The following is a 15,625-nucleotide window of genomic DNA, read 5'->3' as shown; positions in this document are numbered from 1 at the left end:
TCGTTTTTCGTGTTCTTTGCTCAGGCAACTCTAGTGGCGGTTTGTTCCGCCCGCAATGTCGCCCGCTTGCGGCAGCGCCCCGCGCTGCCATAATCCCCCGCAACAAAGAACAGCAAAACGAACCAGCGAGGCCGAAATGACCGCGAAGAGCCCGACCCCCTTCACCATCGATATTCCGCAAGCAAAGCTCGACGCCATCATGGCAAAGGTGCGCGCCTATGAGTGGCACGAAATGCCGGAGATCGCGCCGGGCGGCGACCGCTGGGCCTATGGCACCGACATGGAATACATGCGTGAACTTTGCACCTACTGGACGGAGAAGTTCGACTGGCGCGCGGCGGAGAAGAAGCTCAACGCCTTCCCGCAGTTCCACGCGGAAGTGGACGGGCTCAAGGTCCATTTCATCCACGTCAAAGGCTCGGGCGCCAACCCGGAAACGCTGCTGCTCACCCATGGCTGGCCGGGTTCGGTCTTTGAATTCTACGAGGCGATCGAGCCTCTGGCCCATCCGGAGAAGTTCGGCGGCAAGGCGGAAGACGGCGTGAACCTCGTCATCCCCTCGCTGCCCGGCTACGGATTTTCGGGCAAGCCTAAAAAACCGATGGGCCCTCGTGGAACCGCAGCGCTGTGGGACAAGTTAATGCGGGAGGTGCTCGGCTATGAGACCTATATCGCGCAAGGCGGCGACTGGGGATCCGTCGTCACCGGCTGGCTCGGTTATGAGCACGGCGTGGACAAGAAGGGCGGCTGCAAGGCGATCCACGTCAACATGAACGGGTTGCGCCCGCCCGTCCTTCCCGAGACGGAGGAAGAAGTGGCATGGACCAACGCGGCCGGCGCCGCCTTCGCTTTCGACGGGGCTTACCTGCAGATTCAGATGACGAAGCCGCAGACCCTTTCCTATGCGATGATGGACAGTCCCGTGGGCGCGGCCGCCTGGATCGTCGAGAAGTTCCATTCGTGGTCCGACCGCCGAAATGGCGAAACGCCGGGTCATCTGGAAAATGCGTTCTCCAAGGACGCCATGCTGACCGGCATCATGATCTATCTCGTGACCCGCAGCTTCAACACAGCCATCTGGTTCTATCGCGGCATGATGGAGGAAGGCGGCACCAGCATGGCTCCCGGAACGAAGGTGAACGTGCCGACCGGCATGGCGAAGTTTCCTCAGGAAGCGCAGGCCTATTGCATCGGACCGCGCAGCTACATGGAGAAGGGCTTCAACATCGTCCACTGGTCCGAGCTCGAACGCGGCGGCCATTTCGCCGCCTGGGAGACCGGCCGCCTTTTTGCTGATGAAGTGATGAGCTTCGTGAAGAAAATCAAAGGCTGAGAAGTCCCATGACCCATCGCATCGTGCCCGCCGACCCGTTCTCCATCCATATATCGGAGGCGGAAATCGAGGATCTGAAACGCAGGCTCCAGCGCACGCGCTTTCCGAACGAACCGGCGGGCAACGAGACCTGGGAATATGGCACCAGCCTTCCTTACATGGAGCGGCTGATCGAATACTGGCGCGACGATTTCGACTGGCGCGCGGCGGAAGACGGCCTCAACCGCTTCCCGCAATATCGCGCGACGCTGACCGACGACGACGCGGAAGACCACACCATTCACTTCATCTATGAGCGCGGCACGGGCGACAATCCCGTGCCGCTGATCCTGACGCATGGCTGGCCATCGACCTTCCGCGAATTTCTGGATGTGGTCGATCCGCTGGCGCATCCGGAGAAATACGGCCGCGAAGGCCCCGCCTTCGACGTCATCGTTCCTTCGCTTGTCGGCTATGGCTTCTCCTCGCTGCCTCGCAAGCCGATCGGTCCGGCGGCGATTGCCGATCTCTGGCACCGGCTGATGACCGAGGTGCTTGGCTATGACCGGTATGCGGCGCAGGCGGGCGACTGGGGGAGCTTCGTCACCTCGCGCCTCGCGCTCCAGTATCCCGAAAGCCTCATGGGCATTCATCTGACCATGCTGCCGCTGCGTCCGGCACTGAAGCACGAGAGCCAGCCGCCGGTGACCGAGGAAGAAGGCCACTGGATTGCCACGATGCAGAAATGGTGGCGGCAGGAAGAAGGTTACCGCTCGATCCAGTCGACGAAACCGATGGCGCTCGCCTTCGGCCTGATGGACAGCCCCGCCGGTCTCGCGGGCTGGCTCGCGGACAAATACTACCGCCTCGGCGACACCGGCAAGACGGACACGATGGACGGCATGATGGCGCGCTTTCCCTTCGACCTCATCCTCACGCAGTTCTCGATCTACTGGTTCACCGGCACGATCAACTCGGCGAACACGCTCTACAAGGCTGGCCCCGCCGAAGGCACCGCCCTCCTCCGTCCAGGCGAGAAGGTGACGGTGCCGACTGCCTATTCCGAATATCCGATCGATGTGCTGCCGGACACACCGCGCTCCTGGGCGGAGCGCAGCTACAACATCGCACGCTGGCGCCAGATGAAGCGCGGCGGCCACTTTGCGGCGATGGAAGAACCCGAACTCTTCGCCGACGATGTGCGCGATGCTTTTCGCGAAATGGGGGTTGTGAAAGGAAGCGCCGTCACATGACCCTCGAGCAGGGCCTTGCATTCGGCATACTCTTTCTTGCGCTTGCCCTTTTTGCGTCCGGCAAGCTGCGGCATGACATCGTGGCGCTGATCGCGCTTGTCGCCGTCGCTCTTGCGGGACTTGCCGAGCCAGCGGAACTGCTCTCGGGCTTCGGACATCCCGCCGTCGTGACCGTCGCCGCCGTGCTTGTCGTATCGGAAGCGCTGCGCACCTCCGGCCTCGTCGAGGTCGTCGTGCAGCGGATCGTGCCGCTGACGAAGACCACGACCGGTCACATCGCCATCCTCACCGGTGTCGTCGCGCTCGCCTCGTCATTCATGAACAACGTTGGCGCCCTCGCGATCATGCTGCCTGTCGCGCTTGCAACGGCTGCCGAGCGCGGGCGCCCTCCCGCCATTTTGCTGATGCCGCTCGCTTTCGGCTCGATGCTCGGCGGCATGATCACGCTTATCGGCACGCCGCCAAACATCATCATCGCGAGCTTCCGCAGTTCCTATTCGAACGAAGCCTTCCACATGTTCGACTTCGCCTGGGTGGGCCTTCCGGTCGCTGTGGGCGGCATTCTCTTCATCGCCCTCGGCGCGTGGCGGCTCATTCCGAGCGAACGCAAGGGCGGTGTGCAGCCCGAGGACATGTTCACGCTTGAGGAATATGTCGTCGAAGTGCGCGTGAAATCGAAGAGCCCGCTCACAGGAAAGCGCGTCGCGCATATGAAGACGGCGGCCGGCGAGGACATCGCCATCGCCGCGCGCGTGCGCGCGGACGGACAGCTCTACCAGCCCGAACCCTGGCAACCCATCGAAGCGGGAGACATATTCATCCTGCGCGCCGATCCAACCGATCTCACCGAATTCCTGGGCAAGCAGGAACTGGAACTCGTCGGCCCCGAAGGTGAAATCCGGTCGGACATCACGAGCTCCGCCCTCAAGCTCATGGAAGCGATCGTCGCGCCGAATTCGCCGCTGATCGGCTTCGGGCCGCGCACGCTGGCGCGGCTTGCCCAAGGGGAATTCCAGCTCTTTGCGGTGGCGCGGCAGGGCGAGCCGATCGGCGGACGGCTGCACAATGTCCGGTTCCAGACCGGCGACGTCCTGCTCCTGCAAACACGAGAGAGCCAGGATCCGAAAGTGCCGGCCGAACTCGGCCTTCTGCCGCTTCCCGAGCGCGGCCTGCGCCTTGGCGGACCGCGACGGCTCGGCACGGCTTTTGCCATTTTCGCCGGCGCCATCGCGCTTTCGATGGCGGGCGTGCTGCCCCTTGCCATCGCCTTCATCGCGGCGATCCTGCTTTATGTCATCATCGGCATCCTGCCGCTCCGCGACCTCTACAAGCATGTCGACTGGCCGGTGATCGTGCTGCTCGGCGCGATGATCCCGGTCGGTCAGGCGCTCAGCAATACCGGCGCCGACGCTCTTGTCGCAGAAAGTATTGCCGGTATGGCGGGGGTTTTGCCGGTGTGGGCGATCGTCACCCTTCTTCTCGTCGCCACGATGCTTCTGACGGATGTTATAAACAACGCCGCTACGGCGCTCATCATGGCACCGATCTCCATTGCAACGGCGCAGGCGCTGGACGTGAACCCCGACGCCTTCCTGATGACCGTCGCCATCGGCGCGAGCTGTTCCTTCCTGACGCCCATCGGCCACCAGTCGAACACGCTGGTCATGGGCCCCGGCGGATACAGGTTTTCGGATTACTGGCGGCTCGGCCTGCCACTCGAGGTGATGGTGACGATCATCGCCGTGCCGCTCATCATGCTCTTCTGGGCTTGAGCGCCTCAGTCCGGAACGCCGGCACCTATGTCGATCCAGCGCGTGTCCTCGTAACCGAGGATTTCATATGGCCCTGGATCGTAGGCAACGGGGTCAAGCGCGGCGAAGTAGGAAAGGATCATCCAGTGCCCCGACAGGCGGTGATGCATCGGCAAGGTGAGCACCTCCGCCCGGTCGACCATGTTGTCATGACGGCTGCGCAGGATGTTCCAGCGGCCGCAGGGCGTCGATATCTGCTTGTGAATGAGGTCGAGATAGTCCGGCCGCGTTGCAGGCGAGATGAGATCGAGCGCGTTCATGCCTGTCGGATCGAAGCCCATGACCCGGCAGATAGCCGTCCCGGCAAGGCGCTGCAGGATGAGGTCCTCCGAGACGATTTCGAGCAAGGTTACCGCCGGCATCAGCGATGCGATGCCCGCCGGGCTGAAGTCGCTCCGGTCCGGAACCACCCCATCCTTGGGCAGGTTGTTCCAGTAGCCGAAGAACCGCTTCGCGCCCGCGGTTTGCAGGACTTCGGGTTCGGCAAGCATGCGCAAAGCCCCTCGGTGGACGAAAACGAGACAACCGCTTTCGTTCTAGGAGGACATGCTTAATGGAATGTGAATCGGGAGATCCCGGCTGGACGCATTTAGCTCCGGAATGGTTCAGGAAAGGCCGATGCGGCCCATCGCCAGGAACTTCTCGCGGCGGAGGCGCCTGATCGAGTCGGCGTCGAGTTTCTCGAGCCCCTTCAGTTCCTCGGCAATCGCGTCGCCCGTCTCCTTGATCATCTGGTGGCGCTCGCGATGCGCGCCGCCGATGGGCTCGGGCAGGATGCGGTCGATCACGCCAAGCTCATGGAGATGCTGCGCCGTGATCTTCATGGCCGTGGCGGCGTCCTTCGCCTTGTCGGAACTCCGCCACAGGATGGAGGAAGCGCCTTCGGGCGAGATGACGCTGTAGATCGAATGCTCAAGCATGAGAACGCGGTTGCCACACGCGATGCCAATGGCGCCGCCCGACATGCCTTCACCGATGATGACCGAAATGAGCGGCACACCGAGCGAGAGGCAACGGTCCGTCGAGCGCGCGATCGCCTCGGCGACGCTTCGCTCCTCGCTCTCCATGCCGGGATAGGCGCCCGACGTGTCGGCAAGCGTGACGACCGGAATGCCGAAGCGCTCCGCGAGCGTCATCAGGCGGATCGCCTTGCGGTATCCCTCGGGCCGCGCCATGCCGAAATTGTGCTTGAGCCGGCTCTGCGTGTCCGAGCCCTTCTCATGACCGATGAACATGACCGAGCGGCCACGGAACCGGCCGAGTCCACCGACGATCGCCGAATCCTCGCCATAGACGCGGTCGCCCGCGAGCGGCGTGAAATCCTCCACCATACGTTCGATGTAATCGAGGAAATGGGGCCGGGCCGGATGACGCGCGACCTGCACTTTCTGCCACGGCGTGAGGGAGGCGTAGGTTTCCTGAAGAAGCTGGGCGGCCTTCTGCTCCAGCTTCGACACTTCGTCGCCAATGCTGACGGATGGATCGTCCTGTGCGAGGAGCTTCAGCTCCTGCACTTTGCCTTCCAGTTCCGCAATCGGTTTCTCGAAATCGAGATAGGTATGCATCGCGCTCCGGCAGCTCCTGTCCGGCCGCATATGCGGAACCGGCGAGCGGGCCTTTCGGGGACCCGCCTTTTTGCAAGTGCGCGGCACACTGGCCCGCCCCCGCGCCCTTGTCAACCGGCGCTGGAGCCGAAGGTAAATGGCGGAATCCTGCGCCTCACGGCCTGCCTGTCACAATCCGGGCACCCGAACCGTCTGGGATTGTGAAAACACCGTATCAAGAGCCCGGAGGTTCCATGACAGAGCTCACCGCCACCCTCACCCCTCACCGCCCGGCAAAGCGCATCGTGCTCGGCATCTTCGCCCTCGTGTGGCTCGTCAACGCGATCTGGATGCTCGCCGACCCCGCCGGCTGGTATGCGTCGATCGACGGCGTGCCGAACACAGGCCCCTACAATCCGCACTTTGTAAGGGATATCGGCGTTGCCTACCTGATGCTCGCCACCCTGAGCGCTGCCGCCATCCGCTGGCCGGTGCATGCCGTGGCTCTTCTCGGCGCCGTCACGCTCTATCTCGTCCTGCACGCCCTCCTTCACGTCTGGGACATCGCCGCCGCCCGGCTTCCTGTCGAGCACATCCTGATCGACCTGCCCGGTGTCTTCCTGCCCCCGCTTGTCTCCGCAGCGCTCACCTGGTGGTGCGCGCCGGCCCGTTTAAACGCCTGACGCAGGGGAGAAGAATTATGCTGAAAAACATCATCGCCCGTCTGATCCGCAAGCAGGAGGCCATGACAGGCGAAAGCGCCGACTTCATGCGCGATCTATATGCGGGATCGCCCGCAGGCTTCTGGCGTTTTGCGCTTTTCCTGCCGATGAGCCGGCATCGCGGCGCGCTGCCGCTCGACGCGGCCTGCGCGGTGCGCATCGCGGCCGTTCATGCAGAAGATTGCGGGCCCTGTCTTCAGACTGTCATCAATCTGTCACTCGTCGCCGGCGCCCGGCCGGAAATCCTCCGCGCGGCGGTCGAGGAAAACCTCGCCGCCATGGACGAGGAAACGAGACTCGCCTTCGAATTTGCAAAGCACCTGTCCGCGCGCGATGCGAGGTCGGAAGACCTGCGAAGCGCCGTCGAACGGCGCTGGGGCAAGGCGGGTCTCGCCGAGATCGCTTTGGCCATCGCCTCGACCCGCGTCTTCCCGACAGTGAAGCGCGCAATGGGATATGGTCAGGCATGCCAGCGCGTCGTCGTCGCGGGCAAGGCCACCGACGCAGCGCTAAGGGAGGCGAGAGCGGCATGAGCGGTGCGGCAGGCGAAGCAACAGAAGTGGACGCCGTCTTCGAGCGCCACCGCGCACGCGTCTTCGCGGTCGCCTACCGCATCCTCGGTTCGGCAAGCGATGCCGAGGACGTCGTGCAGGAAGCCTGGTTCCGCTGGCGGGGGTCGGACGTTTCCGCCATCCGCAATCCGGAAGCATGGCTGGTGACGACCGTCGCGCGGCTCGGCATAGACCAGTTGCGCGCCGCGCGCGCACGCCGCGAGACCTATATCGGGTCATGGCTTCCCGAGCCGATCGTCTCCGCCGCGCTCGAAACGGAACCGACACCCGAGGAACGGCTTTCGCTCGCCGACGACATATCCATGGCGCTGCTTCACGTACTCGAACGCCTGGCGCCCGAAGAGCGCGCGGCTTTCCTGCTGCACGACGCGTTTGACTACGACTATGGCGAACTCGCGGCCCTGCTCGGAAAGTCGGAAGCCGCCTGCCGGCAGACCGTGAGCCGTGCCCGCAAACGCGTGCAGGACGCGCATCCGCGTTTCGACACGAGCGCGCGCGAACATCTGCGTCTCGCCAATGCCTTCAGCGCCGCCATCGCCAGCGCCGATCCGCAAGCGCTGATCGATTGCCTGAGCGAGGATGTCGTCTTCTATTCGGATGGCGGCGGCAAGGCGATCGCGGCGCTGAACCCGCTGTTCGGGCCCGACCACGTGACAAGGTTCTTCATGGGTATCCTGAAGAAGCGCCCGCAAAACTTCATCACGCTGCCCGCAACCGTGAACGGGCTGCCGGGCTTCGTCATGCAGGACGAAAACGGCGTGCACTCGGCGTTGAGTTTCGGTGTGAGCGACGGACGCATCTCGACGCTCTACATGATCCGCAATCCGGACAAGCTGACGCGGATCGAAATGCCTTAGGAGGCTTTGCCCTTCCTGGCGAGCGGATGATGCGTCTGCACCAGTTCCTTCAGCCGCTCGTCGAGCACATGGGTGTAGATCTGCGTCGTCGAGATATCGGCGTGGCCGAGCATCTGCTGCACGGCTCTCAGATCCGCACCATTCGCAAGCAGGTGACTGGCGAAAGCATGGCGCAGCGTGTGCGGCGAGACGCGCGACTGGTCGAGACCGGCGGCCACCGAAAGGTCTTTGAGAAGTTGAGCGAAACGGTGCCGCGTGAGATGACCCTGCCTGCCGCGCGACGGGAAGAGCCAGGGGGAAACCTGGTCGCCGAGACGCATGGACCGAAGCGGCAGATAGGCATCGATGGCCGCGCGCGCCGTTTCCGACAGCGGCACCAGCCGTTCGCGCCCGCCCTTGCCGCTGACGGCCAGGAAGCGCTCATCGCCCCGCACCGCCGACAGCGGCAACCCGACAAGCTCGGAAACGCGAAGGCCCGTCGCATAAAGAACTTCCATCAGGCAGACGAGCCGTGCCCGCTTGTAGGCGAGCACCGTCTCTTCCTGCGTGCGTCCGTCCTCCGCGCGCTGCGCGGCGGCGAGAAGCGCATCGACCTCCTCGACGGTCAAGGTTTTCGGCAAGGGACGCGCACGGCGCGGACCCTCGATCGATCCGCATGGGTCGTCGGAACGAACGCCATCGGCAAACAGAAAGCCGTGGAACTGGCGAATGGCGGAAAGGCGGCGCGCGGCGGTGGAAGCGGAAAGGCCCTGCTCCGACAGCCCTTCGAGATAGTCGCGGATGTCCTTGGCGGTGGCGCTTGTCACCGGTTTGCCGCGAGCGGCAAGAAAGCCGGTAAAGTCTTTCAGGTCGCGTTCATAGGCATCGAGCGTGTTGCGGGCCGCGCCGCGCTCCGCACTCAGCATTTCGAGAAATGCCTCGAGATGTTGTCCGCGCTCCTGAGACTCTTTCGACATGTAACTCACCCTTTACTCAACCGCGCCCGGCACCGCTTCTTGCCATCAGCGCTTCCAATGCGAGACGTCGCGCCTCGCTTTCAAGACCGACTGCCCGAAGGCTCGATACCGCCTGCGACACACCACGTGGATGAACCGAACCGGGGCCCGTCTGCCCGACCGCATCGAGCGCCAGCAGGACGGTTTCGCCTAACGCGTTCCTGGCTCCCGCCGCCTGCAACTGATTGAGCAGGGCCTCGGCCGGAACCTTTCCCGTCAATGCACCGCGCGCATCGAGCAGCGCATCCCATACGGCCGGGTCCAACTGGAACCCGAGTGCGTCCAGCAGCATCGCCTCGCTCGCGGCATAGAACTGCGTTGCCTTAACGCCTGACCTGAGATCGGCAACGATCTCGGCCGAGAGTTGCTTGCCGTCGAAAGCGCCCGGCGATCCGCCGGCGACGCGCATGAGGCCCGACAATTCCCGCGCATCGCGGCCAAGCATCTGGCCGCCGGATGTCATCAGGGCGAACCAGTTCTGCGCCTTCGTCTGCTCGCCGATGGCAATGAAGGCACGTGTCGCGGCTGGCGCAAGAGGCCGAAGCGCTTCGTTCGGCTCCATCACCTGAAGTTCAGGATATAGCGCTTCCACCGTCGGATAGTAGAGCCCGGCGGATTCCGCCGTCGCAAAGGCAAGCTTGAAGAGCTGGATCCGCTCGTCCGCCGCAACCGCCGACCCGATCGCCTGATAGATCATGGCGCGGCGGAGAGGCGACGTTTCGGGGATATCGGAAGTGAAAAGCCCCGCCATCTGCTCCGGCGTGAAACTCGGCTTCTTGTAGAAGGCGGCAAGACCGCGCCCGTCGATGAGACCGTAGGCCGCCGCCCGCTCCGCTGCCTCGACCTTGCTTTCGTCCGATATCGAAGGATCGTCGAGAAGCGAGGGCAGAAGAGCCGGGGCGGCCAGTGCGGCGGCATTGCCGGGCAGATCCCGCTTCGCAAGCCGGTAGAAGGCGGCATCGACGATGCCAAGCTCGTTCGGTTCCGGCGCACGCAGGACGATGCCCGCCGCCGCTTCGCTCGCAAGAGAGTAGAAGAGCGGGTCGTCGAGCCCTTCCTCGCGCGCGAGATCGAGCGTGAGGCTCGCAATCTCGCGGTTGCCCGCCGCGATCTGGCAATAGGTGCTGAGCTTGACCGCGAAGGCGGCCATCGCGTCATGGGCCGGGTCGTTGCCCGGCGGAATGTCCTTGAGCGCATCGCAAGCGAGTCGCTCGTTGTCCTGCGCGAGCGCGGCGCGGGCAAGCCCCGCCGCAACGCCCGGCGACCTGTCTTTGCCCGCCGCCTGCGCGAGGTCGAGCGCTGCCTGCGTATGTCCGGCCGCAATCAGGAGGTCGAGCCGCGTCGCCAGAAGCGAGCCTGCATTTCCCGCTCCCTCGGGCGGCTGTGCGCCCGTGAGAAGAAGGCGGCGGGCGAGATCGGTCATCACCGGTGAGCGCGAGGGCACAGGAAGACGGGCGATATAGCTGTCGATATCCGCGCGCGATGCGCCGCGCCACATCGTCGCGCCGAAGCCGCCCTGCTGGGCGCTCAAGAGACCGGCAGTGGAGGCATCAACGCCCGAAAGCGTTCCCATTTCGATGCCCGTGCCGCTCTGCCCCGGGATGGAGCTCAGTACGCGAACGCTCGGTTCGGTGACCTGCTGGCCCGCGGGGAAGAACTGCGAAGGTCCGGCATCGGGCATCGCGGACGAAGGCGTGGTCGCGCCATAGCCGGGCGGAACGATGCTCTGCGGCCCGGCGGCAGACGCGGGCGCCGTCTCTCCAGCTACCGAAGGTGGCGAGGCAAGCGATTGCGGGACCGGCCGCGCGGGCTGCATACCCGAAGGCGCCTGCAGCACATTCGCCTCCTGGGCGAACGCCGCAGCACCCGGAACCGACAGGGTGGCGATAAGCGCCAACCCGGCGGCAATTGGCCGCCGCGCCGTCGGCTTAACGCGAGAACTGGTCATTCGGGAGAACCTTCTCCACTGTCTGGGCCTGCGGCTTCACGGCCTGGTCCAGATAAAACAGCCCGCCCACCACCGCGCCCACGAGGACGACGGCGAGGACGAGAAAGCTGGTAGCACGGCTCATGATTCTTCCTTCTTGTGGCTCGGGACCGCGAGGCCTCGGCCTTCGGGTTCATGCCGCCGGGACAGTTCTCCAGCCTTACGGCCCGCTTGCGGCGAAATTTGGGCGCGACTCTGCCTTCGCAAGGCCTTATCTACAGCCCTGACCGGCTGCAACCCCGTTAACGATCGTTTACGATTCGGGGTTTCTTCCGGGCGGAAGACCGGGAGACTAGGCCAACAAGGTTAAGGCGGCCACAATGGCCGACAGGCCGGAGGCCGGACGAGCGGAATGAGCAACGCCAGCGACGATAATAGTGACGACGACAAGGACGAGACCGAGGCGCTCTCCTCCGTGCCGCTCGGCGAGCGCTCGATCGTTCTTGTCGGCCTGATGGGAGCCGGAAAGACCACGGTCGGCCGCAGGCTGGCGCGCCGCCTCGATCTTGCATTTGTGGACACGGATGCCGAAATAGAGAAGGCGGCCGGCGAGACCATTCCCGAAATCTTCGAACGAAGGGGCGAGCCCACCTTTCGCGCCGGCGAACGCCGCGTGATCGCGAGGCTGCTGGGCGAAGGCCCTTGTGTGCTCGCAACCGGAGGCGGCGCCTTCATGGACCCGCTCACCCGTGCCAATATCGCGGCGCGCGGCATCTCCGTCTGGCTGAAAGCCGATCTCGACGTGCTGATGAAACGTGTCGGCAAGCGCGGCGACCGGCCGCTGCTCCGGTCGGGCGATCCCCGCGAAACGATGAAGAGACTGATGGATGAACGTTACCCCGTCTATGCCGGGGCAGACATTACGATCGAGAGCCTCGAAGGACCGCATGATGCGGTTGTCGAGCAGGTCGTCGAAGAGCTGGAGCGGTTCCGCGAGGAACACGCCGGCGAAGCTCATGCCGGTGCCCATAAATGACTGACAGTGCAAAAAAAGTGAGGGTCGACCTCGGTGACCGGGCCTACGACATTTTCGTCGGACCGGGCCTCATCGCGGCCGCGGGCGCGCATCTCGCCCCGCTTCTCCGCCGCAAGCGCGTCGCCATCGTAACCGACGAGACCGTGGCAAGACTTCACCTGCCGACGCTGGAAAAGAGCCTCGACGCGGCAGGCATCCGCCACTCCGCCATTCGCCTGCCCGCGGGCGAGAGCACGAAATCCTTTGCCCAGCTTGAGAAGCTGACCGAATGGCTGCTCGGCGAGGAGATCGAACGCGGCAACCTCGTGATCGCGCTGGGCGGCGGCGTGATCGGCGACCTCACCGGCTTTGCGGCGTCAATCCTGCGGCGCGGCGTCGATTTCGCGCAGATCCCGACGACGCTGCTTTCCCAGGTGGACAGTTCCGTCGGCGGCAAGACCGGCATCAACACGAAGCACGGGAAGAACCTCGCAGGCGCCTTCCACCAGCCGCGCCTCGTGCTTGCCGATACGGACGCCCTCGCCACCTTGCCGATGCGCGAGTTCCTCGCGGGCTATGCCGAAGTCGTCAAATACGGACTGATCGGCGACCGCGATTTCTTCGACTGGCTGGAAGCCAATCTCGACCGGCTGAAGGAAGGCGACGTCGAAACGCGCATTCAGGCAATCGTGAAGAGCTGCGAGGCGAAGGCTGCGACCGTCGCTGCCGACGAACGCGAAAGCGGCGTGCGCGCGCTGCTCAATCTCGGCCACACTTTCGGACATGCGCTCGAGGCTGCGACCGGCTTCTCGGATCGTCTCGTGCATGGCGAAGGCGTCGCCGTGGGCATGGCGCTTGCGTTCGAGCTTTCCGCGCGGCTCGGCCTCTGCCCGGGACAGGACGCGGTGCGCGTGCGCCAGCACCTCGCCCGTGCCGGACTGCCCTGCTCGCTCGCCGACATTCCGGGCACGCTGCCGGACGCGGACGGGCTCATCGCGCTGATGGGACAGGACAAGAAAGTCGTCGACGGCAAGCTCACCTTCATCCTCGTCCGCGGGATCGGCGATGCCTTCGTCACTCGCGACGTCGACCCCGACAAGCTTCGGGCCCTGCTGCGGGAGAGGGAGCCCGCGTAAAATGGTTTCGCTCGGTCTCGGCGTCATTCTCGCCGCCATCGTGTTGCTGCTGCTCTTTTCCGCCTTTTTCTCAGGCTCGGAAACGGCGCTCACGGCTGCCTCGCGCGCGCGCATGCATCGTCTCGCCGAAGAGGGAAACAAGCGCGCGCGACGCGTGCTGCACCTGACCGAGGACCGCGAAAGGCTGATCGGCGCGATCCTGCTTGGCAACAACCTCGTCAATATTCTGGCATCGGCCCTGGCGACCAGCCTTTTCCTCGCCCTCTTCGGCGATGCCGGCGTCGTCTATGCAACGCTGGTGATGACGGCCGTCGTTCTCGTCTTCGCGGAGGTCGCACCGAAGACATTCGCGATCACGAACACGGACCGCGTTGCGCTTGCGGTGGTGCAGCCCTTGCGGTTCATCATCTATCTGTTCGGCCCGGTGACGGCTGCCGTTCAGTTCATCGTGCGCAACACGTTTCGCATTTTCGGATACGACGTCGACGACCAGGCACAGGTTCTTTCGGCACATGAGGAACTGCGCGGCGCCATCAACCTTCATCACTATGAAGGCAGCGTGGTGAAGATCGACCGGGACATGCTGGGCGGCATTCTCGACCTGCGGGATCTCGAAGTCAGCGACATCATGGTTCATCGCAAGAACATTGCGATGATCGATGCCGCGCAAACAAACAGCGAAATCGTCTCGCAGGTTCTGGCGAGCCCTCATACGCGCATTCCACTCTGGCGCGACGAACAGGAAAACATCATCGGCGTGCTGCATGCAAAGGACCTGCTTCGGGCGCTGGCCGGCGTGAACTGGCAGCCCGACGCGGTGGACATCCTGGCGGTTGCGACAAAACCCTGGTTCGTGCCTGACACGACGACGCTGCAGGACCAGCTCAACGCCTTCCTCAAGCAGAGGTCCCACTTCGCGCTCGTCGTCGACGAATACGGCGTGTTGATGGGCCTGATCACGCTTGAGGACATTCTTGAGGAGATCGTCGGCGAAATTTCCGACGAACACGATATCGAAGTCGCCGGCCTGCGCGTGCAGCCGGACGGCTCGATCGTTGTGAGCGGTTCCGTGCCGATTCGCGACCTCAACCGGGCGCTCGACTGGTCGCTGCCCGACGACGAGGCGACGACGATCGCCGGTCTCGTCATTCACGAAGCGCGCACCATTCCCGATGTCGGACAAGCCTTTACTTTCCACGGCTTCCGCTTCGAGATCACGCGGCGCCATCGCAACCAGATCGCGCAGCTTCGCGTGACGCCCGCGCGGGGGTTGAAGGCAGGAGCCGGCAATTGATCAGGAAGCTTTTGCTTCCTCGGGCGTCAGCGTTTTCATGGAAAGAGCGTGGATGGGCGCTCCCATCTCGTCCTTGAGCGCGGCCGTGACGAGCCGCTGGCGCTCGACGCGGGACTTTCCCGCAAAGCCCGCAGAGACGACCGTCAGCCGGAAATGCGTTTCGCCTTCCGGCCGATGACCGGCATGACCCTTGTGGAGGTGGGACTCGTCCACTATCTCCAGCCGCTCCGGCAGAAGCGCGGCTTCAAGCTTGCGGCGTATGGTCTCCGCGACCGACATGAACCGACCCGTTACGCTAATCGTTAACCCGAGGCGCGCCATGCTTCCTTGTTTTGCCGCCGCCGCCAACACATAATTTGCCCGTGAAGCTGAACTCGAAATATTTCGATTCGATCCGGATCGCTCCCCGAAAACGCCGCGGCGTCGAAGAGCCCCCGCATGTCCGGCGCATGAAGCGGGAACAGCCGCCGAAGCGCTGCGAGTGGGCCGGCTGCCGCGAGACCGGCACGTTCCGCGCGCCGCGCGCCGAGCCCGGCTCGAAGCACCCGCTCGATGGAGCCGCCGCCGACGGGCAATACATTTGGTTCTGCGAGGACCACATTCGCGAGTTCAACCGGAACTACGACTTCTTCAAGGGCATGAGCGACGCCGATGTCGCCGCCTTCCAGAGGGAGGCGTTGACCGGGCACCGGCCGACCTGGAATCTGGGCGTCAACGCGGCCAATGCGGCCTTCGGCTCGCCTTTCGCGGCAAGGTTCCGGCGGGAGTCGCCTTTTCGCGATACGTTTGGCTTTTTTGACGAAACGGTCGGGCCGGATGCCCATGAACGGCAGGAAACGCGGCGGAAGCCGCGGGCTTTGGAGCAACAGGCGCTGGACACGCTGGACCTGCCCGCGACCGCGTCCTTGAACGAGATCAAGGCACGGTATAAGGAACTGGTAAAAAGGCACCACCCGGACGCCAATGGCGGGGACAGGTCTGCCGAGGAGCGTCTGCGCAAGGTCATCCAGGCCTACGATTACCTCCGCAAAAGCGGCTTCTGCTCATAGGCGGGAGCGGCGAAGGCAGGTCCGGAAGAACCGCCGGTCCGGGCGGTACGCGGCCCGAGGGCGCGCGCGCCGCATTTTTGATTGAGTACCCGGCCATCAAAGCCGGCCTGTATATCCAGGGCACGGAAGTAGGACAAA

Annotated in this window: 16 protein-coding genes; 10 read left to right on the top strand and 6 right to left on the bottom strand. The window is 64.2% G+C overall.

The window, feature by feature from the left end:
• Positions 1-136: 136 nt before the first annotated feature.
• From ACKUUH_RS07865 to ACKUUH_RS07855, 3 genes are read left to right on the top strand one after another with little or no spacing between them, the layout of a single operon-like run.
• Positions 137-1,333 (top strand): epoxide hydrolase family protein, encoded by a 1,197-nt coding sequence (locus tag ACKUUH_RS07865; RefSeq protein WP_407949343.1) that lies wholly within the window; start codon positions 137-139, stop codon positions 1,331-1,333.
• A gap of 8 nt (positions 1,334-1,341) precedes the next feature.
• The gene (locus tag ACKUUH_RS07860; RefSeq protein WP_407949342.1) at positions 1,342-2,565 is read left to right on the top strand and encodes an epoxide hydrolase family protein; all 1,224 of its coding nucleotides are present in this window, start codon (positions 1,342-1,344) and stop codon (positions 2,563-2,565) included.
• The gene (locus tag ACKUUH_RS07855; protein WP_407949341.1) at positions 2,562-4,337 is read left to right on the top strand and encodes an SLC13 family permease; all 1,776 of its coding nucleotides are present in this window, start codon (positions 2,562-2,564) and stop codon (positions 4,335-4,337) included. Before ACKUUH_RS07860 ends, ACKUUH_RS07855 begins: the two co-directional genes overlap by 4 nt.
• 5 nt (positions 4,338-4,342) lie before the next feature.
• Here the strand turns inward: ACKUUH_RS07855 and ACKUUH_RS07850 are convergent, their stop codons facing one another.
• Both ACKUUH_RS07850 and ACKUUH_RS07845 read right to left on the bottom strand, forming a co-directional pair.
• Positions 4,343-4,867, bottom strand: a complete 525-nt coding sequence (locus tag ACKUUH_RS07850) for a PAS domain-containing protein (protein WP_407949340.1) — start codon at positions 4,865-4,867, stop codon at positions 4,343-4,345.
• Between the two features lie 114 nt (positions 4,868-4,981).
• Positions 4,982-5,941: an acetyl-CoA carboxylase carboxyltransferase subunit alpha gene (locus ACKUUH_RS07845; protein ID WP_407949339.1), complete on the bottom strand. Its 960-nt coding sequence runs from the start codon at positions 5,939-5,941 to the stop codon at positions 4,982-4,984.
• Positions 5,942-6,174: 233 nt separating this feature from the next.
• On the opposite strand from ACKUUH_RS07845, the gene ACKUUH_RS07840 reads away from it, so the two are divergent.
• Genes ACKUUH_RS07840 through ACKUUH_RS07830 form a run of 3 tightly spaced genes read left to right on the top strand, consistent with a single transcriptional unit; the run spans position 6,175 to position 8,071 of the window.
• A complete protein-coding gene (locus ACKUUH_RS07840) occupies positions 6,175-6,603 on the top strand; it encodes a hypothetical protein (protein WP_407949338.1) in 429 nt (142 codons plus the stop codon).
• Between the two features lie 17 nt (positions 6,604-6,620).
• Entirely contained in the window at positions 6,621-7,175 is a 555-nt protein-coding gene (locus ACKUUH_RS07835; RefSeq protein WP_407949337.1) for a hypothetical protein, read from the top strand.
• Positions 7,172-8,071, top strand: coding sequence for a sigma-70 family RNA polymerase sigma factor (locus ACKUUH_RS07830; protein WP_407949336.1), 900 nt, complete (start codon positions 7,172-7,174; stop codon positions 8,069-8,071). The genes ACKUUH_RS07835 and ACKUUH_RS07830 overlap by 4 nt, the downstream gene beginning before the upstream one ends.
• On the opposite strand, the gene xerD is transcribed toward ACKUUH_RS07830, so the two are convergent.
• The 3 genes from xerD to ACKUUH_RS07815 are packed head-to-tail and all read right to left on the bottom strand — an operon-like array spanning position 8,068 to position 11,138.
• The gene (xerD, locus tag ACKUUH_RS07825; protein ID WP_407949335.1) at positions 8,068-9,027 is read right to left on the bottom strand and encodes a site-specific tyrosine recombinase XerD; all 960 of its coding nucleotides are present in this window, start codon (positions 9,025-9,027) and stop codon (positions 8,068-8,070) included. The genes ACKUUH_RS07830 and xerD overlap by 4 nt on opposite strands.
• 16 nt (positions 9,028-9,043) lie before the next feature.
• Positions 9,044-11,014 (bottom strand): hypothetical protein, encoded by a 1,971-nt coding sequence (locus ACKUUH_RS07820; protein ID WP_407949334.1) that lies wholly within the window; start codon positions 11,012-11,014, stop codon positions 9,044-9,046.
• A complete protein-coding gene (locus ACKUUH_RS07815) occupies positions 10,995-11,138 on the bottom strand; it encodes a hypothetical protein (RefSeq protein WP_407949333.1) in 144 nt (47 codons plus the stop codon). Before ACKUUH_RS07815 ends, ACKUUH_RS07820 begins: the two co-directional genes overlap by 20 nt.
• A gap of 267 nt (positions 11,139-11,405) precedes the next feature.
• On the opposite strand from ACKUUH_RS07815, the gene ACKUUH_RS07810 reads away from it, so the two are divergent.
• The 3 genes from ACKUUH_RS07810 to ACKUUH_RS07800 are packed head-to-tail and all read left to right on the top strand — an operon-like array spanning position 11,406 to position 14,438.
• Positions 11,406-12,029 (top strand): shikimate kinase, encoded by a 624-nt coding sequence (locus tag ACKUUH_RS07810; RefSeq protein WP_407949332.1) that lies wholly within the window; start codon positions 11,406-11,408, stop codon positions 12,027-12,029.
• On the top strand, positions 12,026-13,144 hold the full coding sequence (gene aroB, locus ACKUUH_RS07805; RefSeq protein WP_407949331.1) for a 3-dehydroquinate synthase: 1,119 nt from the start codon (positions 12,026-12,028) through the stop codon (positions 13,142-13,144). Before ACKUUH_RS07810 ends, aroB begins: the two co-directional genes overlap by 4 nt.
• 1 nt (position 13,145) lies before the next feature.
• Positions 13,146-14,438, top strand: a complete 1,293-nt coding sequence (locus ACKUUH_RS07800) for an HlyC/CorC family transporter (RefSeq protein WP_407949330.1) — start codon at positions 13,146-13,148, stop codon at positions 14,436-14,438.
• Here the strand turns inward: ACKUUH_RS07800 and ACKUUH_RS07795 are convergent, their stop codons facing one another.
• The gene (locus ACKUUH_RS07795; protein ID WP_407949329.1) at positions 14,439-14,717 is read right to left on the bottom strand and encodes a BolA family protein; all 279 of its coding nucleotides are present in this window, start codon (positions 14,715-14,717) and stop codon (positions 14,439-14,441) included. It lies immediately after the preceding gene.
• An 83-nt stretch (positions 14,718-14,800) separates the two neighbouring features.
• Between ACKUUH_RS07795 and ACKUUH_RS07790 the strand changes: the two genes are divergently transcribed.
• A complete protein-coding gene (locus ACKUUH_RS07790) occupies positions 14,801-15,487 on the top strand; it encodes a J domain-containing protein (protein WP_407949328.1) in 687 nt (228 codons plus the stop codon).
• The last annotated feature ends 138 nt before the right edge of the window (positions 15,488-15,625 follow it).

This window comes from Parvibaculum sp. (assembly GCF_045863935.1).
Taxonomy (GTDB): domain Bacteria; phylum Pseudomonadota; class Alphaproteobacteria; order Parvibaculales; family Parvibaculaceae; genus Parvibaculum.
Note: the sequence above shows the minus strand (reverse complement) of the source record. Positions and strands in the feature narration are given on the sequence as shown.